Annotated in this window: 27 protein-coding genes and 1 riboswitch; of the genes, 11 read left to right on the top strand and 16 right to left on the bottom strand. The window is 73.0% G+C overall.

The features are described 5' to 3' along the window. The first annotated feature begins 11 nt into the window (after window positions 1-11). Genes ACWPXV_RS00695 through mtnK form a run of 3 tightly spaced genes read left to right on the top strand, consistent with a single transcriptional unit; the run spans window position 12 to window position 3,864 of the window. On the top strand, window positions 12-1,571 hold the full coding sequence (locus ACWPXV_RS00695) for a sugar ABC transporter ATP-binding protein (RefSeq protein WP_454083415.1): 1,560 nt from the start codon (window positions 12-14) through the stop codon (window positions 1,569-1,571). After that, a complete protein-coding gene (locus ACWPXV_RS00690; RefSeq protein WP_454083414.1) occupies window positions 1,571-2,599 on the top strand; it encodes an ABC transporter permease in 1,029 nt (342 codons plus the stop codon). Before ACWPXV_RS00695 ends, ACWPXV_RS00690 begins: the two co-directional genes overlap by 1 nt. 20 nt (window positions 2,600-2,619) lie before the next feature. Next, a complete protein-coding gene (mtnK, locus tag ACWPXV_RS00685; protein WP_454083413.1) occupies window positions 2,620-3,864 on the top strand; it encodes an S-methyl-5-thioribose kinase in 1,245 nt (414 codons plus the stop codon). Here the strand turns inward: mtnK and dinB are convergent, their stop codons facing one another. The 4 genes from dinB to ACWPXV_RS00665 form a co-directional block, all read right to left on the bottom strand. Further along, on the bottom strand, window positions 3,865-5,133 hold the full coding sequence (dinB, locus tag ACWPXV_RS00680; RefSeq protein ID WP_454083412.1) for a DNA polymerase IV: 1,269 nt from the start codon (window positions 5,131-5,133) through the stop codon (window positions 3,865-3,867). A gap of 40 nt (window positions 5,134-5,173) precedes the next feature. Continuing rightward, a complete protein-coding gene (locus tag ACWPXV_RS00675; RefSeq protein ID WP_454083411.1) occupies window positions 5,174-5,515 on the bottom strand; it encodes a hypothetical protein in 342 nt (113 codons plus the stop codon). Between the two features lie 97 nt (window positions 5,516-5,612). Next, complete coding sequence (locus tag ACWPXV_RS00670) at window positions 5,613-6,251, bottom strand: NAD(P)-dependent oxidoreductase (RefSeq protein WP_454083410.1); 639 nt, start codon at window positions 6,249-6,251, stop codon at window positions 5,613-5,615. Window positions 6,252-6,339: 88 nt separating this feature from the next. Then, window positions 6,340-6,729, bottom strand: coding sequence for a hypothetical protein (locus ACWPXV_RS00665; protein WP_454083409.1), 390 nt, complete (start codon window positions 6,727-6,729; stop codon window positions 6,340-6,342). A gap of 375 nt (window positions 6,730-7,104) precedes the next feature. Here ACWPXV_RS00665 and ACWPXV_RS00660 point away from each other — a divergent pair, with 375 nt between their 5' ends. Together ACWPXV_RS00660 and ACWPXV_RS00655 are read left to right on the top strand one after the other, a co-directional pair. Then, entirely contained in the window at window positions 7,105-7,353 is a 249-nt protein-coding gene (locus ACWPXV_RS00660) for a hypothetical protein (protein ID WP_454083408.1), read from the top strand. Between the two features lie 29 nt (window positions 7,354-7,382). Continuing rightward, window positions 7,383-8,126, top strand: a complete 744-nt coding sequence (locus ACWPXV_RS00655; RefSeq protein WP_454083407.1) for an AAA family ATPase — start codon at window positions 7,383-7,385, stop codon at window positions 8,124-8,126. Here the strand turns inward: ACWPXV_RS00655 and ACWPXV_RS00650 are convergent. The 5 genes from ACWPXV_RS00650 to ACWPXV_RS00630 form a co-directional block, all read right to left on the bottom strand. Further along, a complete protein-coding gene (locus ACWPXV_RS00650) occupies window positions 8,102-9,037 on the bottom strand; it encodes a universal stress protein (RefSeq protein ID WP_454083406.1) in 936 nt (311 codons plus the stop codon). The two genes, ACWPXV_RS00655 and ACWPXV_RS00650, sit on opposite strands and share 25 nt — an antisense overlap. A gap of 70 nt (window positions 9,038-9,107) precedes the next feature. After that, window positions 9,108-10,604, bottom strand: a complete 1,497-nt coding sequence (locus tag ACWPXV_RS00645) for a UDP-N-acetylmuramoyl-L-alanyl-D-glutamate--2,6-diaminopimelate ligase (RefSeq protein WP_454083405.1) — start codon at window positions 10,602-10,604, stop codon at window positions 9,108-9,110. A gap of 37 nt (window positions 10,605-10,641) precedes the next feature. Further along, window positions 10,642-11,166, bottom strand: coding sequence for a CarD family transcriptional regulator (locus ACWPXV_RS00640; protein ID WP_454083404.1), 525 nt, complete (start codon window positions 11,164-11,166; stop codon window positions 10,642-10,644). Window positions 11,167-11,434: 268 nt separating this feature from the next. Next, complete coding sequence (locus ACWPXV_RS00635; protein ID WP_454083403.1) at window positions 11,435-12,610, bottom strand: RtcB family protein; 1,176 nt, start codon at window positions 12,608-12,610, stop codon at window positions 11,435-11,437. 63 nt (window positions 12,611-12,673) lie between these two features. Continuing rightward, a complete protein-coding gene (locus tag ACWPXV_RS00630) occupies window positions 12,674-13,879 on the bottom strand; it encodes an MFS transporter (protein ID WP_454083402.1) in 1,206 nt (401 codons plus the stop codon). A gap of 80 nt (window positions 13,880-13,959) precedes the next feature. On the opposite strand from ACWPXV_RS00630, the gene ACWPXV_RS00625 reads away from it, so the two are divergent. Both ACWPXV_RS00625 and mug read left to right on the top strand, forming a co-directional pair. After that, entirely contained in the window at window positions 13,960-14,604 is a 645-nt protein-coding gene (locus ACWPXV_RS00625) for a FadR/GntR family transcriptional regulator (RefSeq protein WP_454083401.1), read from the top strand. Between the two features lie 17 nt (window positions 14,605-14,621). Beyond that, complete coding sequence (gene mug / locus ACWPXV_RS00620; protein ID WP_454083400.1) at window positions 14,622-15,194, top strand: G/U mismatch-specific DNA glycosylase; 573 nt, start codon at window positions 14,622-14,624, stop codon at window positions 15,192-15,194. 10 nt (window positions 15,195-15,204) lie between these two features. On the opposite strand, the gene ACWPXV_RS00615 is transcribed toward mug, so the two are convergent. Further along, window positions 15,205-15,384 carry a DUF5302 domain-containing protein gene (locus ACWPXV_RS00615; RefSeq protein ID WP_251839336.1) on the bottom strand — a complete coding sequence of 60 codons (180 nt, stop codon included), beginning with the start codon at window positions 15,382-15,384 and terminating at the stop codon, window positions 15,205-15,207. Window positions 15,385-15,475: 91 nt separating this feature from the next. After that, window positions 15,476-16,657, bottom strand: coding sequence for a hypothetical protein (locus ACWPXV_RS00610; protein ID WP_454083399.1), 1,182 nt, complete (start codon window positions 16,655-16,657; stop codon window positions 15,476-15,478). A gap of 63 nt (window positions 16,658-16,720) precedes the next feature. Between ACWPXV_RS00610 and ACWPXV_RS00605 the strand changes: the two genes are divergently transcribed. The 3 genes from ACWPXV_RS00605 to ACWPXV_RS00595 are packed head-to-tail and all read left to right on the top strand — an operon-like array spanning window position 16,721 to window position 17,978. Then, on the top strand, window positions 16,721-17,059 hold the full coding sequence (locus tag ACWPXV_RS00605; RefSeq protein WP_251304733.1) for a DMT family transporter: 339 nt from the start codon (window positions 16,721-16,723) through the stop codon (window positions 17,057-17,059). Next, window positions 17,059-17,376: a DMT family transporter gene (locus ACWPXV_RS00600; protein ID WP_454083398.1), complete on the top strand. Its 318-nt coding sequence runs from the start codon at window positions 17,059-17,061 to the stop codon at window positions 17,374-17,376. Before ACWPXV_RS00605 ends, ACWPXV_RS00600 begins: the two co-directional genes overlap by 1 nt. Then, window positions 17,373-17,978 carry a class I SAM-dependent methyltransferase gene (locus ACWPXV_RS00595; protein ID WP_454083397.1) on the top strand — a complete coding sequence of 202 codons (606 nt, stop codon included), beginning with the start codon at window positions 17,373-17,375 and terminating at the stop codon, window positions 17,976-17,978. The genes ACWPXV_RS00600 and ACWPXV_RS00595 overlap by 4 nt, the downstream gene beginning before the upstream one ends. Here the strand turns inward: ACWPXV_RS00595 and ACWPXV_RS00590 are convergent. Genes ACWPXV_RS00590 through gcvP form a run of 4 tightly spaced genes read right to left on the bottom strand, consistent with a single transcriptional unit; the run spans window position 17,968 to window position 22,730 of the window. Then, complete coding sequence (locus tag ACWPXV_RS00590) at window positions 17,968-18,378, bottom strand: PPOX class F420-dependent oxidoreductase (protein WP_454083396.1); 411 nt, start codon at window positions 18,376-18,378, stop codon at window positions 17,968-17,970. The two genes, ACWPXV_RS00595 and ACWPXV_RS00590, sit on opposite strands and share 11 nt — an antisense overlap. A 3-nt stretch (window positions 18,379-18,381) precedes the next feature. Next, window positions 18,382-18,768 carry a glycine cleavage system protein GcvH gene (gene gcvH / locus ACWPXV_RS00585; protein WP_454083395.1) on the bottom strand — a complete coding sequence of 129 codons (387 nt, stop codon included), beginning with the start codon at window positions 18,766-18,768 and terminating at the stop codon, window positions 18,382-18,384. An 18-nt stretch (window positions 18,769-18,786) separates the two neighbouring features. Then, window positions 18,787-19,899, bottom strand: a complete 1,113-nt coding sequence (gene gcvT, locus ACWPXV_RS00580) for a glycine cleavage system aminomethyltransferase GcvT (protein ID WP_454083394.1) — start codon at window positions 19,897-19,899, stop codon at window positions 18,787-18,789. Continuing rightward, window positions 19,899-22,730 carry an aminomethyl-transferring glycine dehydrogenase gene (gcvP, locus tag ACWPXV_RS00575; RefSeq protein WP_454083393.1) on the bottom strand — a complete coding sequence of 944 codons (2,832 nt, stop codon included), beginning with the start codon at window positions 22,728-22,730 and terminating at the stop codon, window positions 19,899-19,901. Before gcvP ends, gcvT begins: the two co-directional genes overlap by 1 nt. Before the next feature lie 123 nt (window positions 22,731-22,853). After that, window positions 22,854-22,944: riboswitch (glycine riboswitch) on the bottom strand. Window positions 22,945-23,053: 109 nt separating this feature from the next. Between gcvP and ACWPXV_RS00570 the strand changes: the two genes are divergently transcribed. Continuing rightward, the gene (locus tag ACWPXV_RS00570) at window positions 23,054-23,734 is read left to right on the top strand and encodes an HAD hydrolase-like protein (RefSeq protein ID WP_454083392.1); all 681 of its coding nucleotides are present in this window, start codon (window positions 23,054-23,056) and stop codon (window positions 23,732-23,734) included. A 51-nt stretch (window positions 23,735-23,785) separates the two neighbouring features. On the opposite strand, the gene ACWPXV_RS00565 is transcribed toward ACWPXV_RS00570, so the two are convergent. Beyond that, window positions 23,786-24,124: a DUF4282 domain-containing protein gene (locus tag ACWPXV_RS00565; RefSeq protein ID WP_454083391.1), complete on the bottom strand. Its 339-nt coding sequence runs from the start codon at window positions 24,122-24,124 to the stop codon at window positions 23,786-23,788. Between the last annotated feature and the right edge of the window lie 184 nt (window positions 24,125-24,308).

Below are 24,308 nucleotides of genomic sequence, written 5' to 3'. Positions count from 1 at the left end.
CCAAGGACGACATGAGAGGCGACACGGTGCGCGAGACAAGCCGCACCCCCGCAGCGGAAGCCCTGACCGAGGCGGCGCTGACGCTGGAGGGCATCACGATGTCCTTCGGGCCCAACCGCGTGCTCAAAGGCGTGTCCTTCGAGCTGCAGCCCGGCCGCGTCACCGCCCTGCTCGGGGCGAACGGGGCGGGGAAGTCCACGCTTATCAAGATCCTCTCCGGCGTCTACCGGCCCGATGGCGGACGCGTCCTGGTCTCGGGCGACCCGGTGGACATCTCCTCGCCGATGTCGGCAGCGCGCCACGGCATCCAGACCGTGCACCAGCGGATTGACGAGAGCATGGTCCCCGGGCTCACGGTGGCGGAGAACCTTGTCTTCGAGGAGCTGGTCCAGCGCCGGCTCGGTCGCGTCGGGTCGCTGCGGAGCCTGCTGCCGCGGGCGCGGGAGGTGGCTGAGACCCTGGACCTGGGCTGGTCTGACGCGACGCTCCTCAAGGACTCCTTCGAGCTCGGCATCGCCGACAGCCAGATGCTCCTGCTCGCCCGCGCGCTCAACCACCGCCCCAAGGTGCTCGTCCTCGACGAGCCGACGTCCACCCTCTCCGAGAGCGAGGCGCAGCGGCTCTTCACGCTCGTGGGGCGCCTCCGGGACGACGGCGTGGCCATCCTCTACGTGTCCCACCGGCTCAGCGAGGTCCGCGCACTGTCCGACGACCTCGTCGTACTGCGCGACGGGAGGATCAGCAACCGGCAGTCCGCACCGCTCGACATGTCGGCCGCCGTCACCTCGATGCTCGGGGAGACCATCCGGCTCGAGGCCGCCCGGCACGAGGAGCGCAAGGGAGAGCGCGTCGCCATCGCGCTGCGCGGCGTCCAGCTGCTCACCCGTTCCGCCCCGGTCGACCTCGACCTGCGCTACGGCGAGGTCACCGGAATCATCGGCCTCATCGGCGCGGGCAAGACCGAGCTCGCCCGGGCCGCGTTCGGTGCCGACCGGCTGCGCAGCGGGCACATGGAGCTCGACGGCGCCCCGTACGCACCTCGCCACACGCACGATGCGGTCCGCCGCGGCGTCTACCTCGCGCCGGAGGACCGGGCTGCCGAGGCGATGCTGCCAGGGTGGACCGTTGCGACTACCGGGACGCTCCCGTTCCTGCGCAGGATCAGCCCCGGCGGCGTCATCCGGCCCGGACGCCAGCGCGCCGTCGCGCAGGACATCATCGCCTCCTACGGTGTCGTCGCCACCGGTCCCGAGCAAGACATGGACTCTCTGTCGGGCGGGAACCAGCAGAAGGTCGTGGTCGCCCGGTGGCTGCGCGAGGAGCCCCGCGTCATGCTCCTGGACGAGCCGTTCCGCGGTGTCGACCTGGGCGCACGGCGCGACATCTCCCACCGCGCACGCGAGCAGGCGGAACGCGGCGCCTGCGTCGTCGTCCTCGTCAGCGACGTCGAGGAGCTGCGCGAGGTCGCCGACCGGGTCCTCGTCATGGTCGAGGGCACCATCAGCCTCGACGCGTACGCATCCGACGTCGACAACCGCGCCATCATCAGAAGCATGTCGGAGGTGGCCTAATGGCCCTGCTCAACGAAGACACCACTCCCCTGGTCAAGCTCCAGGACGCGACGGTCCGGTATGGCTTCATCGCGGTCACCGTCGTGCTGTTCATCTACTTCGCGCTCACCGAGCCCGCATTCGCGACCTCCGGATCACTGTTCTCGATGCTCAAGTTCGCTTCGGTGACGGCGATCCTTGGCCTGGGCGTGACGTTCACGATGGTGGTCGGGGGGCTGGACCTCTCGATCGGCTCCGTCGCCGGCCTCGCCGTGCAGATGGCCGCGATGACCATGGTGTTCTACAACCTCACCGGGATGACCGCCGTCGTGGTTGTCCTCCTTTCCGGCGCGGTCGTCGGACTGGTCAACGCCTTCCTCATCGTCGTGTGCAAGATCCCTGACCTCCTGGCCACGCTCGGGATGATGTTCGTCATCCAGGGCGTCAAGCTCATCCCCGTCTCCGGCCAGTCGGTGACGAGCGGGATGGTGCTGCGCGACGGGTCGGTGGCCCCCGGCCGGTTCACCTCCGACTTCCTCCTCATCGACCGTGGCTTCGTGGGGCCGTTCCCGCTGCCGGTCGTCCTCATGCTGGCGCTCGTCGTCGCGTCGTGGTTCTTCCTCAGTCGCACGACGTGGGGCCGGGTCATGTACGCCATCGGCGCCAATCCCGAGGCGGCGCGGCTCACCGGTGTCCGGGTCGGGCGTTACCGCGCCCTCGCGTACGTGCTTTCCGGCCTGCTCGCCTCGGTCGGTGGACTCATCCTCGTCTCCCGCATCGGCCAGGGAGACGTCAACGCCGGCGCCTCGAGCCTCCTGGAGGCTGTCGCGGTCGCACTCGTCGGCCAGTCGGTCCTCGGCCAGGGCAAGCCGAACGCCTGGGGCACGCTGCTCGGCGCGCTGCTCATCGCCATCGTCCTCACCGGCCTGACGATGAAGGGCTTCCAGTACTACCACCAGGACACCGCCAAGGGAGCCGTCCTCATCCTCGCTCTCATCTTCTCCTTCACCCTCTCCCGCAAGAAAGCTCGCTACAGCCCAGCGACCTGAGACCAAAGGCGGTCCTACCGATGCCTCCCGAGTACGAGTTCCTCACCCCGCAGAACGTCGCCGAGCACGTCCGATCCGTCCCCGCGCTCGCCGACCGGATGAACGCCGACCGGCTCGAGTCCGTCGACGAGGTGGGCGACGGCAACCTCAACCTCGTCTTCCTTCTCCGCGACGCCGACGGACGGCGGGTCTGCCTGAAGCAGGCGCTGCCCTACGTGCGGATGGTCGGTGAGGGCTGGCCGATGACGCCGGAGCGCGCCCGCTTCGAGGTGTCGGCACTGCGCGCGCACGGCGCGCTGACTCCGGAGCTCGTACCCGAGGTGCTGGACTACGACGCGGAGCGGTACATCATCGCGATGGAGGACCTCAGCGACCACAGGGTGTGGCGCGGCGCGCTCAACGAGGGGCTACACCACGACGGCGCTGCCGCGGCGGTGGGCCGGTACATCGCCGCAGTCGCGTTCGGCACGTCGACCTTCGCGCTCGAGCGGGAGGAGCTGGCACGCCGGCTCGCCGACTCGGTCAACCCTCAGCTGTGCACGATCACCGAGGACCTCGTCTTCACCGAGCCGTGCGTCGACGCCGGACGCAACAGCACGATCCCCGCGAATGCGCAGGACGCGGCCGAGCTTGCGGCCGACGAGGAGTTCGTCACCGCGATGGGCCGGGCCAAGTGGCTGTTCATGACCCGTGCCGAGGCGCTGATCCACGGCGACCTGCACACCGGGTCGGTCATGGTGCGCGGCGAGAACGGCACCGCCGACAGCGTCAAGGTGTTCGACTCGGAGTTCGCCTTCTACGGGCCGCTGGCCTTCGACCTCGGCGCAATTTGGGCGAACTACGTCATCGCGGCCGCGCGTGCCTTCGCACGGGGCGAGGACGAGCGTGCGGAGTGGGTGCTGTCTCTGCCGGGCCAGACGTGGCGGGCGTTCGAGGAGGAGTTCCGACGCCGGTGGCCCACGCGCCACGACCCGCGCGTGTGGCGCGAGCCGTTCCTCGAGGAGCTGCTCGCCCGCTGGCGGCAGGAGACCTGGCTCTTCGCCGCGGCGAAGATGTCCCGCCGGATCGTGGGGGCGGCGAAGACGACCGACATCGAGACGCTCCCGGAGACGCTGCGGGAAGGAGCGGCGCGGGGAGTGCTCCAGCAGGCGCGTCACGCGGCGCGGGCCTATATCGCGGACAGCAGCCCCGAGGCGTTCGTCGCGTCTGCACGGGACATCCTCATGCGCACCCGCACCTCGGAGGGGTCGCTGGCGGCGCACTAGTCACAGGTCCCTCTCGGCGAGTTCACGGAACTCCTCGGGCACGCCGGCGGCGCGGCCCATGGCGGCGGGCAGGTAGCCGACGGCGGAGCGGCCGAAGCGCTCCCGGGCGGCGTCCACCGATCGGTCCAGCGCCCAGCGCGCGGCCCCGGTCTCCGATCCCGGGCGCCACGGGTCGGGCGGCGGCAGCGGCAGCGGCAGCTCGAGCTGGATGGCGGCCTGCGACGTCAGCTTCGACACCGAGATGCCGAGCAGCGTGATCTCGGGCCGCTCGCTCTCTTCCTCGTCGATCGCCTGCCACACGAGACGCTCGGCGACCTCGGTGAGCGTGAGCGTCGCCGAGATCGGGCCCGGGAGCGTGAGGGACCGGGTGACCGAGCGCATGGCGAGGAACCGCACGCGGACCGTGACGGTGCGCCCGGCGCGGTCCTTGGCGCGCAGTCGCCCCGCCACCCGTTCGGCGAGGTGGCTGAGCACCTCGCGGACGAGCTCCGGAGTGGCCGGGCGGCGTCCCACCGCGGACTGCGCCCCCACGGAGCGGGCGCGGGTGGAGGTGCTCACCCGGCGGGGGTCCTCGTTGTGGGCGAGGCTGTGCAGCGTCCCGCCCGTCGCGCGCCCGAGGTAGCGCTCCATCGCCGAGCGCTCGGTCCGGGCGAGGTCGCCGATGGTGTGGATGCCGCGGTCGGCGAGCCGCTGCTTCGTCACGGGGCCGACGCCCCAGATGAGTCCGACGGGCAGCGGGTCGAGGAAATCGCGTTCGTCGTCGGGCTCGACGACGACGAGCCCGTCGGGTTTGGCGACCTGCGAGGCGATCTTGGCCAGGTGCTTGGTGCGGGCGGCGCCGACCGAGATCGGCAGCCCCACGTCGGAGCGCACCCGCTCGCGGAGCAGCGTGGCGATGGCGACGGGCGGCCCGAAGAGGTGCGTCGATCCGGACACGTCGAGGAAGGCCTCGTCGATGGAGATGCGCTGCACGAGGGGCGTGACGTCGCCAAGGATCGCCATGACGTCGTCGGCGATGGCCTGGTAGCGGTCGAAGGAACCGCGCACGAAGGTGAGTCCCGGGCACAGCTGCGCGGCCTTCCACCCCGCCATGCCGCCCTGGACGCCGTGCGCCTTGGCCTCGTAGGAGGCGGCGAGGACGACGCCGCCGCGTCCGCTCCCGCCCACGGCGATGGGCCGCCCCCGCAGCGCGGGCTGGAGCAGCTGCTCGACCGAGGCGTAGAACGCGTCGAGGTCGGCGTGGAGGATGGTCGGTCCGGTGGTGGACACGGGACCAGCATACTCGAACGCGCGTTCGACCAACCTCCGTCTACCGGGCCTTGCCAGCGAGCGCCGAGTACTCGGCGAGGAGCCGTCGAAGAACTTCGACGTACCGGGTACGGGAGGACCGGAACATCAGGGGCTCGACGAATCCGTCGCCCACGAGTGTGAGTTCCAGCGTTGTCCACCACCAGCTGTTCCATGGGGTGCCGCCGGGACGGCCGTCGTAGCTGACGACCCGGACGGCGCTGACCTCGGTGCGGGAGACCCGGTGGGACCACTCGATGTTGCGCACGATGACGTCATCGCCACGGACGGTCACGCCGAACGTGCATGCGCGGACTGCGAGCGCGACGGCGACGAGCACGAAGGCGACCGAGGCGTAGCCCATCCCGCGGTGTTCGGTGTGTGGTGCTCCCCGCGTCGTCAGAGGTCTTCGCCGCGCCTCTCTCACGACGACCGACGAGAGAACGGTCCAGCCCCGAGCCCTAGTAGGCGACGCTGATGTGCCCTCGGTGGTGCGCCGGGTTCTCGATCTCGTCGACCACCGCGAGGGCGAAGTCGGCGCCGGAGACGTACGAGCCCCCCTCGTCGTCCAGCAGGGCGACCTCGCCGCCGACCCGGTAGGTGCCGGTGCGCTCACCCGGCGTGAACGCGTTGTAGCCGCCGGCGGGGCTGACGAAGAGCCAGTCCAGCTGCTCGGGCGCCTGCTCGACAAGCTGCACCCGGGTCACCTCGGACTCCAGGGCCTCCGCCCGGTACGGCTCGGGGATCTCCCCCTCGGCGAAGCGAGGCTGGTCCGGCGCCAGCCGCAGAGAGTTGAAGCCGCCGATCTGCACGAAGCGTGCACCGGCCTCCGCCGACAGCGCGGCAAGCGTGCCGTACACCTCTCCGAGGCGGCCCTCCATGTCTCCTCGCGGTGACAGTGCGGCCACGACCACGTCAGCGCCTGGGACGACGCGCGGGGCGACGTCCTCGGCCGCGCCGTGCTCGTAGCGCACGCCGGCGACGGGCTCAGCGGGCTCGGAGCGACTCACCGAGATCACCTGGTGTCCACGCGACTCGGCCTCACGGACAATGTTGGCCCCGGTGTACCCGGTCCCCCCGAACACGACGATGCTGACCATGCCTACTCCTCTGCTCGTTCCTTGGATGATGCGTCAACCTCGAGCGCTCCTCGAATAATCCCGACGCCCAGCTACGCCTTGTCGGTCGTCAGTCTGCTGGCGAGCAGCCAGGGGGCGATGCCCGTCGCCACACCGGCCACCAGCCCGATCCACGTGTGCGCGCCCCGGACGCCACGCGCGTGAGCCCCTCACCCCACCGGTGGATCGCCCGCTCACCGGCCACCGTCCCGACGACGCTCAGCACGGCCAGCGCCACAGCAGCCGCCTTCACCCGCCCGGCGCGGTTCGACGGCTCGCCACCCGGGCCGAGCGCCTGCGTCTCGATCACCGGCTGGGTCGACATCCGTGCCACCAGCGAGGTGAGGTCAGCCTGGTTGGCCGGGGCCTCCCCGTCGCCGCCGCGGGTGCCCGCACTCTCACGGTCGCCCGCATGTCCCGTTCGGGCGGCCCACGCTGCACCGCCGACCAGCAGCCCCACCGTGAACCACCCGCGTGCCCGGCGCGACGAGACGACGTCGGGCAGGCGCGTACCAGGCCCCCGTCACCACGCCGTTCACGACGGCGTCGACCGCCGCCCCGCGTCCACCCTGCTCCCCCACGACGTGCTTCCCCTCCTCGGTGTCGCACCGAGAACGCGGGAGCCGCAGGACAAGTTCCGTCGGGTGGTCCGTCCGCGCGTTCTCTCCCGCGGTGCGGGCCGTGAGGGCTCGCCTCGCGGCCTCGGCTCGGGCGGTCCTCGGCGGATGCCACGACCTGCTCGACCGACCCGAAGGACGCGGCGACGCCGCACCTCATGCCCGACGCTACTCGCGCAGGTCTGGTCAGAACAGGACCGGCGGAGGATCATGGACCCATGGGACGCATCGTCGCGCTGCCCGCTCGGGGCGAGGTCGTCGCGGACACCCGCGGCGGCGGACGGGCGCTGCGCGTGTCCTGGCACCACGACGACGGCGTGGCCGTCCTGTCCCTGTGGCACGACCACGTGTGCACCGGCACGGTGCGGGTGGCCGCCGAGGACGTCCCGGCACTGGTCGCCGCGCTCACCGAGGGGCTGGCCCACGGCTACGGGAGCAGCACCGCCCTCGTGGAGCCCACCGGCTGAGTGTCACCGCCTCCTGGCACAGTGGGCGCGTGACCGCCCTGCTCCGCATCGAGCGCCGCCCCGACGCGCCCGTCGACCCCGCGGCCTGGCCCGACTCCGTGCCCGCCGTCGCCCACCTCCTCACCCACGGGCTGGACGTCCCCCCGGGTGTCACGTTCCTCGTCGGGGAGAATGGGGCCGGCAAGTCGACGATCGTCGAGGCCGTCGCCGAGGCGCTCGGCATCCCGCCCGACGGCGGGTCCACCGACCACCTCGGCGGCGCCGGGCGTGGCCGGGCCAGCGACCGCTCCGACCTCGGCGACCGCCTCCGGACCGTGTGGCGCGAGCGCGCCGCCTGGCGCCGGGGCTTCTTCCTCCGTGCTGAGACCATGCACCGCTTCGTCAGCTACCTCGAGGACGCCTCCGCGCCGGCGGACGGGCCACCGCCCACCCACCACCTCCACCAGCTGAGCCACGGGGAGTCCTTCGTCGAGATGCTCACCGGTTCCTGGGTGCGCACGGCGGGCGTGGTCCTCCTCGACGAGCCCGAGTCGGCCCTGTCCTTCACCACGTCCCTCGCGCTCCTCGACGTGCTGGCGCAGCTCGCCGACGGGGAGCGGCACGTCCTGTGCGCCACCCACTCCCCCATCCTCACGGCGCTGCCCGGCGCCCGGATCCTCCAGCTCGACGACACCGGCATCACTCCGGTGGCGTGGGAGGAGCTGGAGGTGGTGCGGCACTGGCGCGCGTTCCTCGACGCCCCCGGGCGCTACCTGCGCCACCTCGGGGACTGAGGCCGCTCAGGGACGTGCGGGTCGTCGGGGTGCTCCTCCCCCTCGGCGCCGGGCACGACCGCGACCGTCACCTGCGCGCGGGACAGCACGCCCTGGCTCACCGAGCCCAGCATGAGGCCGGTGAAGCCGCCCAGGCCACGGCTGGCGACGACGAGCAGGCCCGCGTCGGCAGCCTCCTCGACGAGAGCAGCCTCGGGGTGGCGGCGCACGACCTGCAGCTCGACGTCCACGGCCGGGTGCTGCGCCGCGACCTCCTCGACGGCCCGTCGTGCCGCCTCGGTGGCCTGGCTCGACCTGTCGACGAGGTCGGCGTACCAGCCCCCCGGGGGCGCGCCCATCGGCAGCTCGACGTACTCGGCACGCACCGCCCGCACGGGCGCACCCGTTGCGGCGGCGTGCTCGACGGCGAAGCGCAGCGCCCCCGTCGCGGCCGGGGAGCCGTCCACGCCGACGACGACGGGCCCGCGCTCGCCGGTCCCGCGGACGACGACGACGGGGCAGCCGGCGTACATCGCCACCTGCTGCGACACCGACCCGACGAGCAGGCCGGTGACGCGGCCGTGCCCCCGCGCGCCGAGGACGACCATGGCGGCCTCGCGGGAGGCCTTGATGAGCTCCGGTGCCGCCCGCCCCACGCGCACCTCGGTGGTGATGGTGAGCCCGGGGAACGCCTCCCGGGCCGGGCGGGCTGCCCGCTCGCACACCTCGCCGCCGATCTCGAGCGGGTCGGCGGTCTCGAGGACCGCGACGTACCCGCCGACGGCGTGCAGGTGGACGAACGCGTGGACGACGTGGAGCGAGGTGCCCCTGCGGTCCGCCTCGGCCGCCGCCCACAGGACCGCGGCGTCGGCGAGTGCCGAGCCGTCGACCCCCACGACGATCGGGCGAGTGGTGTCGGATGAGCTGGTCATGGTCATCGCCTCCCACCTCCTTGGTACCGCGCCCGGCGGGGGAAGACCAGGGACCTTCGGCCCGGGACCGTTAGGCCGTGGCGCCGACGTCGCGCTCCCGTCGCAGGGCCAGGGCGGCCCGTGCCTCGCCCATCTCGTCCCAGGGGATCGTCTCGGTGTCGCGCTCGAGCGTGGCCTCCGGGCCCTTGCCGGCGAGCACCACGGTGTCCTGCGGGCCGGCCTGGCCCACGGCGTGGCGGATCGCCTCGCGCCGGTCACCGATGCTCACGAAGTTCGAGCGGCCGGCCTCGCGGGCACCGCGCTCCATCTCGGTGAGGATGTCGGCCAGCGGCGTGTCCCGGTGGTCCTCCTCGGTGAGGACGGCAACATCGGCCATCCGGGTCGCCACCTCCCCCAGCGGGGCGCGCTTGGAGGGGTCGCGCGGGCCGCCGGCTGACCCGATGACCACCCACAGGCGGCCCTCGGTGGTGACGCGCACGGTGGCCAGCGCCTTGTCGAGGCTCGGCGGGGTGTGGGCGAAGTCGACGATGACGCGCGGGTCCCCGTCCTGGCGCTCGCACATCTCCATACGCCCGGGCACGCCGGGGAAGGTCGCCAGTCCGGCGACGAGCTCGGCGAGCGGGACGCCGGCCGCGTGGACCCCGGCCATCGCGGCCAGGGCGTTGGCGACGTTGAAGCGGCCGATCATCGGCAGCACGGCCGCCGCGGAGCCGGCCGGGGTGTGGACGGTGAAGCGCAGGTCGTCCGGGCCCTCGACGACGTCCGCGGCCCACCAGTCGGCCTGCTGCCCCTCGGCGCTGTACGTGGTGCGGCTGGGGGCCATGGGCAGCAGCTGCTCGGTCCACGGGTCGTCGGCGTTGAGCACGGCGTGCCGGGCACGCTGGACGAGGAGGGACTTGTCGGCGAAGTACTGCTCCATCGTCCCGTGGAAGTCGAGGTGCTCCCCGGTGAGGTTGGTCCAGATGGCGACGTCGAAGTCGACGCCGCGGACGCGGTCCAGGGCCAGCGCGTGGCTGGAGGCCTCGACGACGGCGTCCGTCGCGGCGTGGTCGACCATCTCGTGGAGGATCTGCTGGACCTGCGGCGCCTCGGGCGTGGTGAAGTGCGTGGGCGGCTGGCGCAGCACGCCGTCGGGCAGCTCGTAGCCGATCGTCGAGAGCAGTCCGGTGGGGCGGCCGGCGCTGCGCAGGAGGTGGCGCGCGAGGGCGGACGTCGTCGTCTTGCCGTCGGTGCCGGTGACGCCGAGGACGGTGAGCTCGCGGCTGGGGTTCCCGGCGAGGACGGACGCGGCGTCGGCGAGGGCGGCCCGGGCGCCCGCCACCCGCAGGTACGGGACCGGGCAGGTGACGCCGTCGGGCAGGCCCTCACCGATGACGGCGACGGCGCCGCGCTCGACGGCGTCGGCGATGAAGCCGTGGCCGTCGACGCGCGCGCCGCGAACGGCGACGAAGACGTCGCCGGGGCCGGCCCAGTCGGCCTGGTGGGTGGCGCCGCGGACCTCGGTCGAGGGGTCCGCCCCTGAGGGCAGCTCGAGGTCCAGCGCGGCAGCCAGGTCACCAAGTCTCATGCGGCCAAGCCTAGGTGCCCCCGGCGGGGGCGGCCGATCAGCTCGCGGTGGCGAGCTCCTGGCCGATGGTGGGACGGACACCCTCGAGGATCGCGGCGTCGACCATGGCAGCGATCTCCTCCTCGGTCCGGGACAGGACGAGAGCGAGCTCGGTGACGAAGGGGCCGCTCGCGTCGCGCAGCAGCTTCATCTCCCCGAAGGCGAGGCGCTTCTCCTCGTTGCTCCGGGTGAGGTCGCGGATGAGGGCGGCGATGATGAGGATCTCACCGGTGCGCAGGCGGTCGCCGTTGGCCTTGATGCGGCGGGACCAGACGGTCTCCTGCTCGGGGCTCGGCGCGAGGAGGACGTCGAGGATCTCCCGGACACCCTTGAGGTCCACGGCGGGACGCACCCCGACCTCGGCGGCGCGGTTCTCCGGCATCGTGACCTCGAGGTCGGAGTTGTGGACGTCGAGCTCCACGTAGGTCACCTTCTCCTTGCGGATGGTGCGCGTGGAGACCTTCTTGACCGTCGCCGGTCCGTGATGGGGGTGGACGACAACCTGACCAGTGGTGAAATTCAACGCGTGACCCTTCGCTAAAAGAGCGCCACACTCGGTGCCGGCAATACCTCAAAAAGGAAACCGACGACTGTCTCAAACCGCCCTACCGCTGATTTCCCGACATCGTCCGGGCGGTATGAGGACACGGAGGAATTCGCAGCCACATCCAGTGGGAGCGCCCGACCTCCGCGAGCCAGCGCATATCATCATCGCATATCTGGCAACAAATTGCCAGCCCGTGGCCTGCCCCACATTTCGCCAATGCGCAATCGGGCCCCGCGGCGCCGGCTCACTGGCCCTTGACGTTGACCAGCTGCCGCAGCACGTGGTCCACGGAGACGAGGTCGGCGGCGTCGGCCATGACGACGTCGACGTCCTTGTAGGCGTCGGGGATCTCGTCGACGAAGGCGGCGAGGTCGCGGTACTCGATCCCGGCCATCCGCCGTCGCAGGTCGGCCTGGGTGAAGGTGCGGCGCGCCTGGGTGCGGGAGTAGGCGCGGCCGGCGCCGTGCGGGGCGGAGCACAGGGACATCTCGTTCCCCTTGCCGGTGACGACGTAGGAGGCCGTGCCCATCGAGCCCGGGATGAGCCCGCGCACCCCCTCGTGGGCCGCGATGGCCCCCTTGCGCGAGACGAGACGGCGGCCGCCGGCGTGCTGCTCGACGGCGGTGTAGTTGTGGTGGCAGTTGACCTCCTCGAGGCGCTGCGCGTCCTCGTCGAGGAAGCGGCCCAGCTCCTCGACGACGCGGTCCATCATCACCTCGCGGTTGAGGCGGGCGAACTCCTGGGCCCAGTGGAGGTGAGCGAGGTAGGCGTGGAACTCGGCGTCCTCCTCGGTGAGGTAGGCGAGGTTGCGGTCGGCGAGGTGGTCCCCGCGGCGGTCGGCGACCCGCTGGGCGGCGGCGATGAAGCGACGGGCGATCTGGTTGCCCACCCCGCGGCTGCCGGAGTGGAGGAAGGTCCACACCCGGCCCTCCTCGTCGGCCGTCACCTCGATGAAGTGGTTCCCGCCGCCGAGCGAGCCGAGCTGCAGGCGCCAGTTCTTCGCGTAGCTCTCCGGGGTGACGTTCTCGTCGCGGGCGAGGCGCTCGAGCTCGGTGACCGCCTGCGGCGCGCGGCCCCACACCTTGCGGTTGTAGTTGCCGGGACTGAGCGGCACCGCGCGCTCGATCGCCTCGCGCAGGACGGCGAGCGGCCTCCCGGCCCCGCGGAGGCGATCGACGGTGAACTGCGTGCGCACGGCGACCATCCCGCAGCCGATGTCCACGCCCACCGCGGCGGGGATGACCGCGCCGACCGTGGGGATGACCGAGCCGACGGTGGCGCCCATGCCGACGTGCGCGTCGGGCATGAGGGCCACGTGCGGGTCGACGATGGGCAGCTCGGCAGTGAGACGGGCCTGGGCCAGGGCCTGCGGGTCGATGATCGAGGCCCAGGAGTACAGCTTGTCCGTGACGCGCTCCATGCCACCGACCATGGCAGGTCCGCGGCGGTCCGGCACGGGCAGGCGCACCGCCCGCTGCGGCGGTCAGACGCGGGCCAGCACCGGGGCGGGGCGCACCTGGTCCTCGAGCAGCGTGGGACGGCAGGCGACGTAACCGCTGACGAGGAGCACGGCGAGGCTGGCGAAGAGGACGACGAAGGCCCCCGTCCACGACCCGGAGCCGGCGTAGAGCGCACCGACGCCGAAGGGGCCGATGCAGGCGATCGCGTAGCCGACGCCCTGCATCGCGCCGGACAGCACCGTGGAGCCCGCCGTGGTGCGCGTGCGGGCGTTGACGAGCGTGAGGCACAGCGGGAAGGTGCTCACGCCGAGGCCGAGGAGCACCACCCAGACGACCGCGCCGGCGTCGGGCGAGAGCAGCAGGCCAGCGTAGCCGGCCACCATGGCCGCGGTGCACACGACGACGATGCCGAAGGGGTTGCGCAGCCGGATCGCCAGGGGCGGGACGACGAACGCGGCCGGCAGCCCGATGACCGAGAAGAGCGCGACGAGCGCGCCGCCGGACTCGGGGTCGGCGCCCGCGTCGATGAGGATCGCCGGGAGCCAGGTGAAGATCGCGTGGACGTTGAGGCTGGTGATGCCCATCATGAGCACGAGCGACCACAGCAGCGGCGTGCGCCACGCGCCGTGCAGGCGCTGCGGGCCAGTCTCCACCGGCGCTGCGGCGCCCGCGCGGGCGGCGAGGACGATCCAGAGCACGACGGCGACGGCGGTCGTCGTCGCCCACATCGCGATGGCCCACCGCCACCCGGCGACGAGGGCCACCGGGACCGCCGCGAGGGGGGCGACGAACTGGCCCACCTGCAGGAGCGCGATGTACATCGAGCTCACCGCCTTGAGGTGCGCCGAGAAGTACTTCTTCACGAGCGGGATGACGAGGACGTTGGACGCCCCCACCCCGACGAACGCGACGACGGTGGAAGCGACGAGCACGCCGGTCGACGGCGCCAGCGCCCGCAGCACGATGCCACCGGTGGTGAAGGCGACGGCGATCGCGATGGTGCGCTCCAGGCCGAGGCGGCGTGCCACGGGAGCCGCGACCAGCCCGAAGACGGCGAAGCAGGCCGTGACGATCGTGCCGAACACGCCATACAGGGACGGTCCGAAGTCGAGGTCGGCGCCGATCGTGTCGAGCAGCGGCGTGAACCCGGTGACCGCGGTGCGGAGGTTGAGCGCGGTCAGGACGATTGCCAGGAGGGGCAGCACGCTCGCCCGGGCCTTGTCGCTCATGTCGACCTCAAAGGTAGGATGATGGGATGAATCGGGCAGACACTAGCGCACACCAGGCACCCCTGCGCAAGGCGCCGAGCATGACCGACACCGTGACAGCGCGCTTCCACGAGGCGGTCGCCTCCGGCGAGTGGCCCGTCGGCGAGCGGATCCCGGTCGAGGCCGAGCTCATGGCGTGGGTCGGCGCCGGGCGCAACACCGTGCGCGAGGCGGTCCAGTCGCTCGTTCAGGCCGGGCTCGTCCGCCGCGAGCAGGGGCGCGGCACCTTCGTCATCGCCCGCTCCGAGCTCGCCACCACGCTCACCCGCCGGGCGACGCGTGCCCACCGACGTGACGGGCTCGAGCTGCGCGCGGCCCTCGACGGCGCAGCGGCCCGGATCGCCGCGCAGCGCCGGGAGGACGCGGACGTCGCGGCACTGCGGGAGGCCCTCGACGCGCGGGCCCGCGCCTGGGACCAGACCGACCACGAGGTCCGCATCGCCGCCGACCTCGCGCTGCACCGCGCCGTCGTCGCCGCGACGCACAACGAGCTGTTCACCGAGCTCTACGACGGGCTCGTCCCGCTCTACGAGGAGGTGCTCGCGGACGACGTCGACGAGGACGAGGACCCGCACGCGGACGAGCACGAGCGCCTCGTCCACGCGATCGTCGACCGGCGACCGTCCGACGCGGAGGCGGCGGTCGTCGACATCCTCGCGCCCCTCATCGACGAGCTCCCCCGCTGACCTGGCAGGCTGCCCCCATGCCTGCTGACCGGCGTCCCACGCGCGAGGAGCTGCTCGCCGCGGCCGACCGCACCCTCCCGCTCGTCGTCGCGCCGGGGCTGCGGGTGCTCTTCTGCGGGATCAACCCCGGCCTGTACTCCGCGTGGTCGGGACACCACTTCGCGCGGCCGGGCAACCGCTTCTGGCCGGCGCTGCACCGCTCCGGCTTCACGCCGCGCCAGCTCCACCCCTCCGAGCAGGAGGAGCTCCTGTCCTTGGGGCTGGGCGTGACGAACGTCGTCGAGCGTGCCTCGGCAACCGCCGCCGAGCTCTCCCCCGCAGAGCTGCGCGAGGGCGGGGAGCGGCTGCGGGCGGAGGTCGCGGAGCACCGCCCCGCGTGGCTGGCCGTGCTCGGCGTCACCGCCTACCGCACGGCCTTCGACCGGCCGCGCGCGACCTACGGGGAGCAGGACGTGCGCCTGGGGTCGACCCGGGTGTGGGTGCTGCCCAACCCGAGCGGCCTCAACGCCCACTTCACTCCGGCGCGACTGGCAGAGGCCTTCGCCGAGCTGCGCCACGCCGTCGAGGGGCGCGGCGCAGACCCGGCGTGAGGAGCGCGGTCTAGCCGGACTTGCGGCGGAAGGTGCGCTTGCCTCCGCCGTTCACCTGGCTCCCGTGAACCGCGCCGGTGTTCTGCTGCGCCTGGTGGTTCTGGTGCGCGCGCTCGTTCTTGCGCTCGAGCGCCTGGCGCATCTTCTCCTTGGCCGTCTCGGGCTGCGGTTCGGGCGTGGTGTCAGCCATCGTCCCTCCAGGTGTCTCGTGGGCGGAGCGGTCCTGGCCAGCCTGCCCTGCCGCGGCGCCGATAGCCAGGACTTAACGCGCGCGGCGGAGCTCAGTCCGTCAGCTCGGCCAGCCGCTGACGTGCCTCCTCGACGGCGTGGCGGGCGGCTTCCTCACGGGCCTCTGCGTCCTCGCGCTCCTCGGTGGCCTGCGCCCGCTCCTCGTCCAGATCCGCGAGCTGCTCCTCCAGCCGCTCGAGCTCACGGCGCAATTCCTCGGTGCGGGCGGCGGCCTGGAGCACCTGCGCCTCGATGCGTGAGAGCTCCTCGGTCGCGTCCTCGAGCTCGCTGCGGGCGTGCTCGGCCACGCGCTCCCGGGCGCGGAGCTCGCGCTCCGCGCGCCTGATCTCGCGGGCGGTGTCCGCCGGCTCGGGCGTGGGCTCCGGGGCACTGCGGCGGGTACGGCCGATCGCCCGCTGCGGCCGGGTCTGCTCCTCCGACTCCTCCTCGGGCTCCGTGCTGCGGGGCCGGCGGCTGATCGCCCGGCGCGGAGTCTGCTCCTCCGGCGCCTCATCCGGCTCCGTGCTGCGGGGCCGACGGGTGATCGCCCGGCGCGGCGCCGTCTGCTCCTCCGTGCTGCGGGGCCGGCGGCTGATCGCCCGGCGCGGCCTGTCGTCGTCGTCCTCCGCCGCCGGTTCCTTCGTCGCGGGAGCGGCAGGCCGGGTTCGCCGTGCCGGGCGGGGCGGAGCCGCAGGCTCCTCCTCCGGCTCGGCGGCCCCAACCGCGCCGGGCACTGCGAGGGCGTCCTCCAGGCCACCGCTCGGCTCGAGGGCCCGGACGAGCAGCAGGCTGCGCACCGCCCGCTCGGCGCCTCGGTCGATGACGACGGCGGACCACGTCGCCTCCACCTGCTCCTGCGCCGCCCCGGACAGCCCGACGCCGCGCTCCTCCGCCAGCCGCACCGCCGTCCGGGTCACCGCACCGGTCAGCTCCCGCCGGCGCTTGCCCAGCGCCCGCAGCTCGGCGGGGTCCGCGGCGACCTGCGCCACCCGCAGCTCGGCGCCCAGCTGGCCGAGCGCGTCGAGGTCCTCCGGGTGCTCGCGGGCGACCGCGCCCACCGCCCACGCCGCGACCGAGGCCTTGGGCAGCGCCTTGACGGCCGTCGCCAGCTCCCGGTCGCCGGCCCGGCGCGTCGCGGCGGCGCGCGCGTTGCGGCTCGCGATGAACTCGGCCGGCGGGTGGGCGTAGAGCTCCCGCGCGACGGTCACCAGCTCGGCGTCGGGGGTCTCGGTCACGGCCGTAGCCTGGCACGGAAGCCCCGGACCGCGCCCTCCCAGCGGCTCTGCGAGGATCGTCCGGTGACCTGGCTCCTCCTGGCCGGCGCCATCGTCTGCGAGGTGACCGGCTCCCTGTCCCTGCGTGCCGCCGTCGACGACCCCCGCTGGTACGCGCTCGTCGTCGTCGGCTACGTCTCCGCCTTCCTCTTCCTCGCGGCGGTGCTGCGCCGCGGGATGCCGCTGGGCGTTGCCTACGGCATCTGGGGCGCCACCGGGGTGGCACTGACCGCGGCGCTGTCCGCGGTGATCTTCGGTGAGCCGCTCACGCTGCTCATGGCCGCGGGGATCGTGCTCATCATCGGCGGCGTCCTGCTCGTCGAGGTGGGCTCCCACCGGGCGACCGAGGCGGTGGACGCCTGATGGGCTGGCTCTTCCTCACCGGCTCGATCCTCGCCGAGGTCACCGCCACGCTCTCCCTGCGCGCGAGCGTCGACGGGCGCAAGGCGTGGCTCGCCGTCGTTGGCGTCGGCTACCTCGTCGCCTTCACGCTGCTCTCCCTCACCCTGCAGCAGGGCATCGGGATCGGCGTCGCCTACGGGATCTGGACCGCCGTCGGGGTCGCGCTCACCGCCGTCGGGAGCAAGGTGCTCTTCGACGAGCCGCTCACGCGGATGATGGTCGGCGGCATCGTGCTCATCGCCGCGGGGGTCCTCCTCGTGGAGCTGGGAGCGCAGTGACGGCGACGTACTGGAACCACAACACGGCCTTCCACGGCCAGATCGTCGCGGACGCGCGCCGGCGGGGCGGTCGCGTGCTCGACGTCGGCTGCGGGGAGGGCCTCCTCCTCGAGCGCCTGGCCGGTGTGGCCGACGAGGTCGTCGGTCTCGAACCGGACCCGGCGGCCGTGGCCCGCGCACGTGCCAGGGACGTCCCTCGAGCGCGGGTGGTGCAGGCGGGACTGCTCGACACCGAGCTGCCGGCGATCGGGCTCTTCGACACCGTCACCTGCGTGGCGACCCTCCACCACCTGCCGCTGCGGCCGGCGCTGGTCCGTCTCGGGGCGCTCGTCGCGCCGGGCGGATGCCTCGTCGTCGTCGGGCTCGCCGCCAGCGCCTCGGTGGCGGACTGGCTCGTGTCCCTTGCGCAGGTGCTGCCGGTGCGGGCGCTCGACGTCGTGCACCGGGCGCAGGCCGACGTCGGGGTCGCGATGACCGACCCGGTCACCTCGCTCGCCGAGATCCGCGCGGCCGCGCAGGAGGTCCTCCCCGGCGCGCGGGCGCGACGGCGCCTGTACTACCGCTACTCGCTGGTGTGGGACCGGCCCCCGCTCAGCCGCTGACCGTCGGCCCGGCCTCCTCGGGGGTGAGGACGACGACGCAGCGGCGCTCCCGCTCCATCGCCGTGCGGTACTCGTCCCAGTCCTCGTGCTCCCCGGAGACGCGACGGTAGTAGTCGACGAGGAGATCCATCGCCTCGGGCAGCGAGACGATCTCCACGGTGCCGGTGAGCTGCACCCACGGCCCGAAGAACCGCTCACTGAGGTGGCACAGGGACGCACGAGGTGTGCGCCGCAGGTTGCGGACCTTGACCGCCGTCTCCCGGGTGCTGATGAGGACGCGCCCGTCGTCGTCGACCGCTGCCAGGACCGGTGACTGCTGCGCGTCGCCGCTGCGCCTGCGGGTGGCGAGGACGCCGCGCGGGTTGGCCCGCACGAACTCCAGTGCCGCGCCGAGCTCCACGGCTCAGTCCGTGATCTCGGCGCCGGTGGTCTCGGCGTACTCCTCCGGCGAGAGCAGCTCCGGCTCCTCCGCCACCTCGACGGCGAAGAGCCAGCCGTCCGCGAAGGGCTCGCGGTTGACGAGCGCGGGGTCGTCGATCGCCTCCTGGTTCACCGCCGTCACGATGCCGGTGACCGGCGCGTAGAGGTCGGAGACGGACTTCGTCGACTCCACCTCCCCGCAGGTCTCCCCCGCCGTCACCTCGGCGCCCACCTCGGGCAGGTCGAGGTAGACGATGTCGCCGAGGGCGTCGGTCGCCACGGTCGTGATGCCCACGCGGACGGGTGAGACGGAGTCGTCCACCCACTCGTGCTCGGCGGTGTACTTGAGATCGGGACGGATGGTGGCCATGGCTTCTCCTTCGATGGGTCAGGAACGACGGTAGAACGGGCGCTCGACGACGGTGAACGGTTCGCGTCGGCCGCGCACGTCGGCGTCGAGCGCCGTGCCGACCTCCGCGGCGGCGCGGTCGACGACGGCGAGCGCGATCGGGTGGCCCAGGGTGGGGCTGGGCAGGCCGGAGGTGACGACGCCGACCTCCTGGTCCCCGAGCAGGACGGGCGAGCCCTGGCGTGCGGCGCGGCGGCCCTGGCCGGCGAGTCCGACGAGGACCCGGCGGCCCGGCTCACCGGCCTCGTGCGCGTCATGGATGCGCTCCAGCGCCGTGCGGCCGACGAAGTCCGCCCTCTTGCGGCGCAGCCCGACGATGCCGCCGAGACCGACCGTGAAGGGGTCGACGTCGCGGCCCAGCTCGTTGCCGTACAGCGGCAGCGCGGCCTCGAGCCGCAGCGAGTCGCGCGCGGCGAGGCCGGCGGGGACGAGGCCGGTGTCCGAGCCGGCGTCCAGCAGCGCGCGCCACAGGGCGACGGCGTGCTCCCCCGGGACGAGGACCTCGAAGCCGTCCTCACCGGTGTACCCGGTGCGGGCAAGCAGCACGCGGAACCCGGCCAGCGTGCTCCAGCGAGCGGAGTAGTAGCGCAGGTCGTCGACCGGCTCAGCGGCGAGCGCCGTGACGATCTCGACGGCGCGCGGCCCCTGGACGGCGAGGAGCGCCGTCTCTTGGGTTGCCGCGCCGATGCGGACGTCGAAGCCCTTGACGCGCAGGAAGAGCTCGGCGAGCACGGCGGATGTGTTGGCGGCGTTCGGCACGGTGAGGAAGCGGTCCTCCCCCACGCGGTAGACGATGAGGTCGTCGACGATCCCGCCCTCGGGCGTGCACAGCAGCGTGTACTTCGCCCGTCCCACCTCGAGGGTGGAGACCGAGCCGACGACGGCGTGGTCGAGGAACGCTCCCGCGCCCGGCCCGTCGATCCACACGGTGCCCATGTGGCTGAGGTCGAAGAGCCCCGCCGCCTCGCGCACGGCGCGGTGCTCGGCCAGCTGGGAGCCGTAGTGAAGCGGCATCACCCAGCCGGCGAAGCCGGTCATCGTCGCCCCCAGCGCCTCGTGCTCGGCGCGCAGGGCGGTCTCCTTCTCGCTCATCAGTCCTCCTCGAAGGCCTCGGGCGGCGGGCACGCGCACACGAGGTTGCGGTCCCCGTAGGCGTTGTCGATGCGGCTCACCGGCGGGAAGTACTTGTCCTGCCGCAGCCCGGGGACCGGGAAGACGGCCTGCTCGCGCGGGTAGGCCCTGTCCCAGGCGTCGGTGGCGACGTCGGCCGCCGGGTGCGGGGCGCGGCGCACCGGGCTGTCGGCGACGTCGACCTCACCGTCGAGGATCTGCTGGATCTCCCCGTGGATCGTCACCATCGCCTCGACGAAGCGGTCGAGCTCGGCGAGGTCCTCACTCTCGGTCGGCTCGACCATGAGGGTGCCGGCCACCGGGAAGGACAGCGTGGGGGCGTGGAAGCCGAAGTCGACGAGCCGCTTGGCCACGTCCTCGGCGCTGACGCCGGAGCGCTTGGTGAGCTCGCGCAGGTCGAGGATGCACTCGTGCGCGACGAGCCCGTCCGCCCCGGTGTAGAGCACCGGGAAGTACGGGTCCAGCGCCCGGGCGACGTAGTTCGCCGCGAGCAGCGCGCTGCGGGTCGCGGCCGCGAGGCCCTCGGCGCCCATGAGCGCGATGTAGGCCCAGGAGATGGGCAGCACCCCCGCGGACCCGTACCGGGTGGCCGAGACGGGCACCGCGCCGTCGTCGTCGCCGGCGGCGTCCCCGGGCAGGAACGGGGCCAGGTGCTCACGCACCGCGACCGGGCCGACGCCGGGGCCACCGCCGCCGTGCGGGATGCAGAAGGTCTTGTGGAGGTTGAGGTGGGAGACGTCCCCGCCGAACTCCCCCGGCTGGGCGAGCCCGATGAGCGCGTTGAGGTTCGCGCCGTCGACGTAAACCTGCCCGCCGGCCGCGTGGACGGCCTCGCACACCTCCCGCACCTCGGTGTCGAAGACGCCGTGGGTGGAGGGGTAGGTGAGCATGATCGCCGCGAGCTGCTCCCCGTGCTGCGCGATGCGGGCGTGGAGGTCGGCCGTGTCGATCGAGCCGTCGTCGGCGGTCTTCACGGTGACGACCTTCATCCCGGCGAGGACGGCGGACGCCGCGTTGGTCCCGTGCGCGGAGGACGGGATGAGGCACACCGTGCGCTCGGCCTCGCCGCGCGAGCGGTGGTAGCCGCGGATCGCGAGGAGGCCGGCGAGCTCACCCTGGGAGCCGGCGTTGGGCTGGACGGAGACGCGGTCGTAGCCGGTGATCTCCGCGAGCCAGCCCTCGAGCTCGGTGACGAGCTCGCGCCAGCCCTCGGTCTGGTGGTCCGGCGCCAGCGGGTGGATCGAGGCGAAGCCGGGCCACAGCATCGCCCGCATCTCCGTGGCGGCATTGAGCTTCATCGTGCACGAGCCGAGCGGGATCATCGTGCGGTCCAGCGCGAGGTCCCGGTCGGCGAGGCGGCGCAGGTAGCGCATCATCTGCGTCTCGGAGCGGTGCGCGTGGAACGTGGGGTGGGTGAGGAACTCGCTCGTGCGGCGCAACGGCGCGGGGATCTCGAAGCCGCCGTCGTCGTGACCAGCGGGCTCGGCCCCGAAGGCGGCGACGACGGTGGCGAGGTGCTCCGGCGTCGTCGTCTCGTCGCAGGAGACGCCGACCGTGTCCTCGTCGACGAGCCGCAGGTTGATCCCGCCCCGCTCCGCCTCCGCGACGACGACGGCGGCCCGCCCGGGCACACGGACGGTGACGGTGTCGAAGAACGCGTCGTGGAGGACCTCGACGCCGCCGGCGCTCAGGCGCCGGGCCAGGGTGCGGGCGGCACCGTGGGCGTGGCGGGCGATCTCTCGCAGCCCGTCCGGCCCGTGGTAGACGGCGTACATGCCGGCGACGACGGCGAGCAGCGCCTGCGCGGTGCAGATGTTGCTCGTCGCCTTCTCCCGGCGGATGTGCTGCTCGCGCGGCTGGAGGGCCAGGCGCAGGGCGGGACGGCCCTCGCTGTCCTTGGAGACGCCGACGAGCCGGCCGGGCAGCTGGCGCTCCAGGCCCTCGCGCACCGCCATGAAGGCGGCGTGCGGCCCGCCGTAGAACAACGGGACGCCGAAGCGCTGGGCCGAGCCGACGGCGACGTCGGCGCCCTGCTCCCCCGGCGGCGCGATGAGCGTGAGGGCGAGGAGGTCGGCGGCGACGGTGACCATCGCGCCACGCTCCTTCGCCCCGGCGATGAGACCGGCGTGGTCGCGCAGCCGGCCGGAGGTCCCCGGCTGCTGGAGGACCAGGCCCGTGACGCCGTCGGGAAGGTCCGGCAGGCCGCCGTCGAGGTCGGCGACGACGGTGGTGAGGCCCACCGCCTCGGCGCGGGCGCGGACAACGGCGAGGGTCTGGGGGTGGAGCTCGTCGTCGAGGACGAAGGTGGCGGCCTTCGCGGCCTTGTTGGCGCGCTGCATGAGGAGCACGGCCTCGGCGACGGCGGTGGCCTCGTCCAGGAGCGAGGCGTTGGCGACGGGCAGTGCGGTGAGGTCGGCGACCGCCGTCTGGAAGTTGAGCAGCCCCTCGAGGCGGCCCTGGGAGATCTCCGGCTGGTAGGGGGTGTAGGCCGTGTACCAGGCCGGCGACTCGAGGACGTTGCGTTGGATGACGCTCGGGGTGTGGGTGCCGTAGTAGCCCTGGCCGATCATCTGGACGCGCTGGACGTTGCGCCCGGCGAGCTCGCGCAGCCGGTCGAGGACCTGCGCCTCGGTGCGCGGGGCGGGCAGGTCCAGGGGGCGCTGCTGGCGGATGGCGGGCGGCACCGAGTCGAGGAGGGGCTGCCAGTCGGCGTGCCCGAGCGAGTCGAGCATGGCCGCGGTGTCGGCGGCGCGCGGGCCGATGTGGCGGTCGGCAAAGGACGGTGAGGACATGGACACGGCTCCGGGGTGGCGGGAAACTGGTCCTCCCCGCTCTGTCATGGGACCTGAGAGTTTTCGCGAGCCGGGCTCGCCTGCACCGTCGGTGAGCGCTGACGCGCTGCTTTTCAGAGCTGCCTGATCGCGGCGGTACCGGGGCCTGAGAGACTAGCGGGAGGGCTTGCTCCTTCGGCGCCCGCACTGGGCGGGACTCTCCCGCCGCGGGTGGGCGGCGTATCGAGTTGTCCGGGTCACACTACCCGGCGACACCGACATCGGTGACTCACCGGTCCGTGCGACCCTGGGGGAAGACCCCGTTCCCCGAGCAAGGACAACGATTGACGCACGCCTCCGCCCCCACCGCCCTCGAGCCGATGCACCCCACGGCCGTCCTCCTCGACCTCGACGGCACGATCAGCGACTCCGGTCCGGTCATCACCGCCTCGATCGCCGAGACGCTCGCGCACTTCGGCTACCCGGAGCAGACGCAGGAGGAGCTGCTGCGCTTCGTCGGTCCGCCGATCCGCGACGGCTTCCGCGCCTTCGTCGGCGTGCCGGACGACCAGCTGGCCGCCGTCGTCGCCGACTACCGCGACCGCTACAACGACCGGATGCTCCAGGCCCCGGTCTTCCCGGGCATGGCCGAGCTGGTCCGTGACCTCCACGCACGCGGTGTGCCGCTCGCCCTCGCGACGTCCAAGCGGGAGTCGCTCGCCGTCGTCATCCTCGACGACGCCGGGCTGTCCCCGTACTTCACCGTCGTCCGCGGCGCCTCGGAGGACGAGACCCGCGCGGTCAAGGCCGACATCGTCGAGGACGCGCTCGCCGGGCTCCGTGAGCGGGACGTCGACCTCACGCGCGCCGTCATGGTCGGGGACCGTCACCACGACGTCGACGGCGCCGGCGTGCACGGCCTGCCGACCGTTCTCGTCGCGTGGGGCTACGCCCGCCCCGGTGAGGAGGACGGCGCCCACGCCGTCGTCCACGAGGCCGCCGAGCTCGCCCAGCTGCTCTCCTGAGACGCGACTGCGCCCCGTGCCGATCGGCACGGGGCGCAGTTCACGCGTGGGTCAGGACCGCGGGAGTCCGTGGCTGCGGTGGATGTCGTCGGACATCCGCACGAGCGCGAAGTAGAACTCGAGCGTCATCCGGAAGAACGCGAGGCTGACGACCAGCACGATCGGGCCGATGAGCAGCGCGAGCACGCCGATGACCGGGTCCGCCGCGAAGCCGGCGAAGACCATGAACAGCCAGTACAGCGCCGAGAGGATCATGACGGCGAGGTAGACCCAACTGACCAGCTTGGGGGTGATGAGGGTGTGGAACTTCCAGTCGAAGAGCGCCGCGAAGAAGTTCTTCGGCGTCTCGCCGCTCGGGCCCTGCGGGGCGGCGGGGCGCCGTAGCCCCACTGCTGCTGGCCGGGCTGGCCCGGCTGGCCCGGCTGCTGCCCGTAGGCGGGCGGGGCGGCGGGACCTGGCCGGGCTGGCCCTGCTGCGGCTGGTAGGGGCTGGGAGGAGGGGTGGACACGATGGAGCCTTTCCAATCGGGGGTCATCGGGCACCGGCGAGGCTAGCGGAGGCCCTGCGCCTGCCC

Source organism: Georgenia sp. Marseille-Q6866 (assembly GCF_965111665.1).
The sequence above is the reverse complement of the archived record's forward strand: the minus strand, read 5'-3'. Positions and strand labels throughout refer to the sequence as shown.

Coding starts and splice junctions, on each gene's coding strand:
- ACWPXV_RS00600 (WP_454083398.1), top strand. CDS start 17,059: ATGGGCTGGCTCTTCCTCACCGGCTCGATCCTCGCCGAGGTCACCGCC.
- ACWPXV_RS00635 (WP_454083403.1), bottom strand. CDS start 12,610: ATGGAGCGCGTCACGGACAAGCTGTACTCCTGGGCCTCGATCATCGAC.
- ACWPXV_RS00695 (WP_454083415.1), top strand. CDS start 12: ATGAGAGGCGACACGGTGCGCGAGACAAGCCGCACCCCCGCAGCGGAA.
- gcvH (WP_454083395.1), bottom strand. CDS start 18,768: ATGGCCACCATCCGTCCCGATCTCAAGTACACCGCCGAGCACGAGTGG.
- ACWPXV_RS00670 (WP_454083410.1), bottom strand. CDS start 6,251: ATGGTCAGCATCGTCGTGTTCGGGGGGACCGGGTACACCGGGGCCAAC.
- ACWPXV_RS00645 (WP_454083405.1), bottom strand. CDS start 10,604: ATGAGACTTGGTGACCTGGCTGCCGCGCTGGACCTCGAGCTGCCCTCA.
- ACWPXV_RS00650 (WP_454083406.1), bottom strand. CDS start 9,037: ATGACCAGCTCATCCGACACCACTCGCCCGATCGTCGTGGGGGTCGAC.
- ACWPXV_RS00625 (WP_454083401.1), top strand. CDS start 13,960: ATGACCGACACCGTGACAGCGCGCTTCCACGAGGCGGTCGCCTCCGGC.
- ACWPXV_RS00615 (WP_251839336.1), bottom strand. CDS start 15,384: ATGGCTGACACCACGCCCGAACCGCAGCCCGAGACGGCCAAGGAGAAG.
- ACWPXV_RS00675 (WP_454083411.1), bottom strand. CDS start 5,515: ATGGGCTACGCCTCGGTCGCCTTCGTGCTCGTCGCCGTCGCGCTCGCA.
- gcvP (WP_454083393.1), bottom strand. CDS start 22,730: ATGTCCTCACCGTCCTTTGCCGACCGCCACATCGGCCCGCGCGCCGCC.
- mtnK (WP_454083413.1), top strand. CDS start 2,620: ATGCCTCCCGAGTACGAGTTCCTCACCCCGCAGAACGTCGCCGAGCAC.
- ACWPXV_RS00630 (WP_454083402.1), bottom strand. CDS start 13,879: ATGAGCGACAAGGCCCGGGCGAGCGTGCTGCCCCTCCTGGCAATCGTC.
- mug (WP_454083400.1), top strand. CDS start 14,622: ATGCCTGCTGACCGGCGTCCCACGCGCGAGGAGCTGCTCGCCGCGGCC.
- ACWPXV_RS00660 (WP_454083408.1), top strand. CDS start 7,105: ATGGGACGCATCGTCGCGCTGCCCGCTCGGGGCGAGGTCGTCGCGGAC.
- ACWPXV_RS00690 (WP_454083414.1), top strand. CDS start 1,571: ATGGCCCTGCTCAACGAAGACACCACTCCCCTGGTCAAGCTCCAGGAC.
- gcvT (WP_454083394.1), bottom strand. CDS start 19,899: ATGAGCGAGAAGGAGACCGCCCTGCGCGCCGAGCACGAGGCGCTGGGG.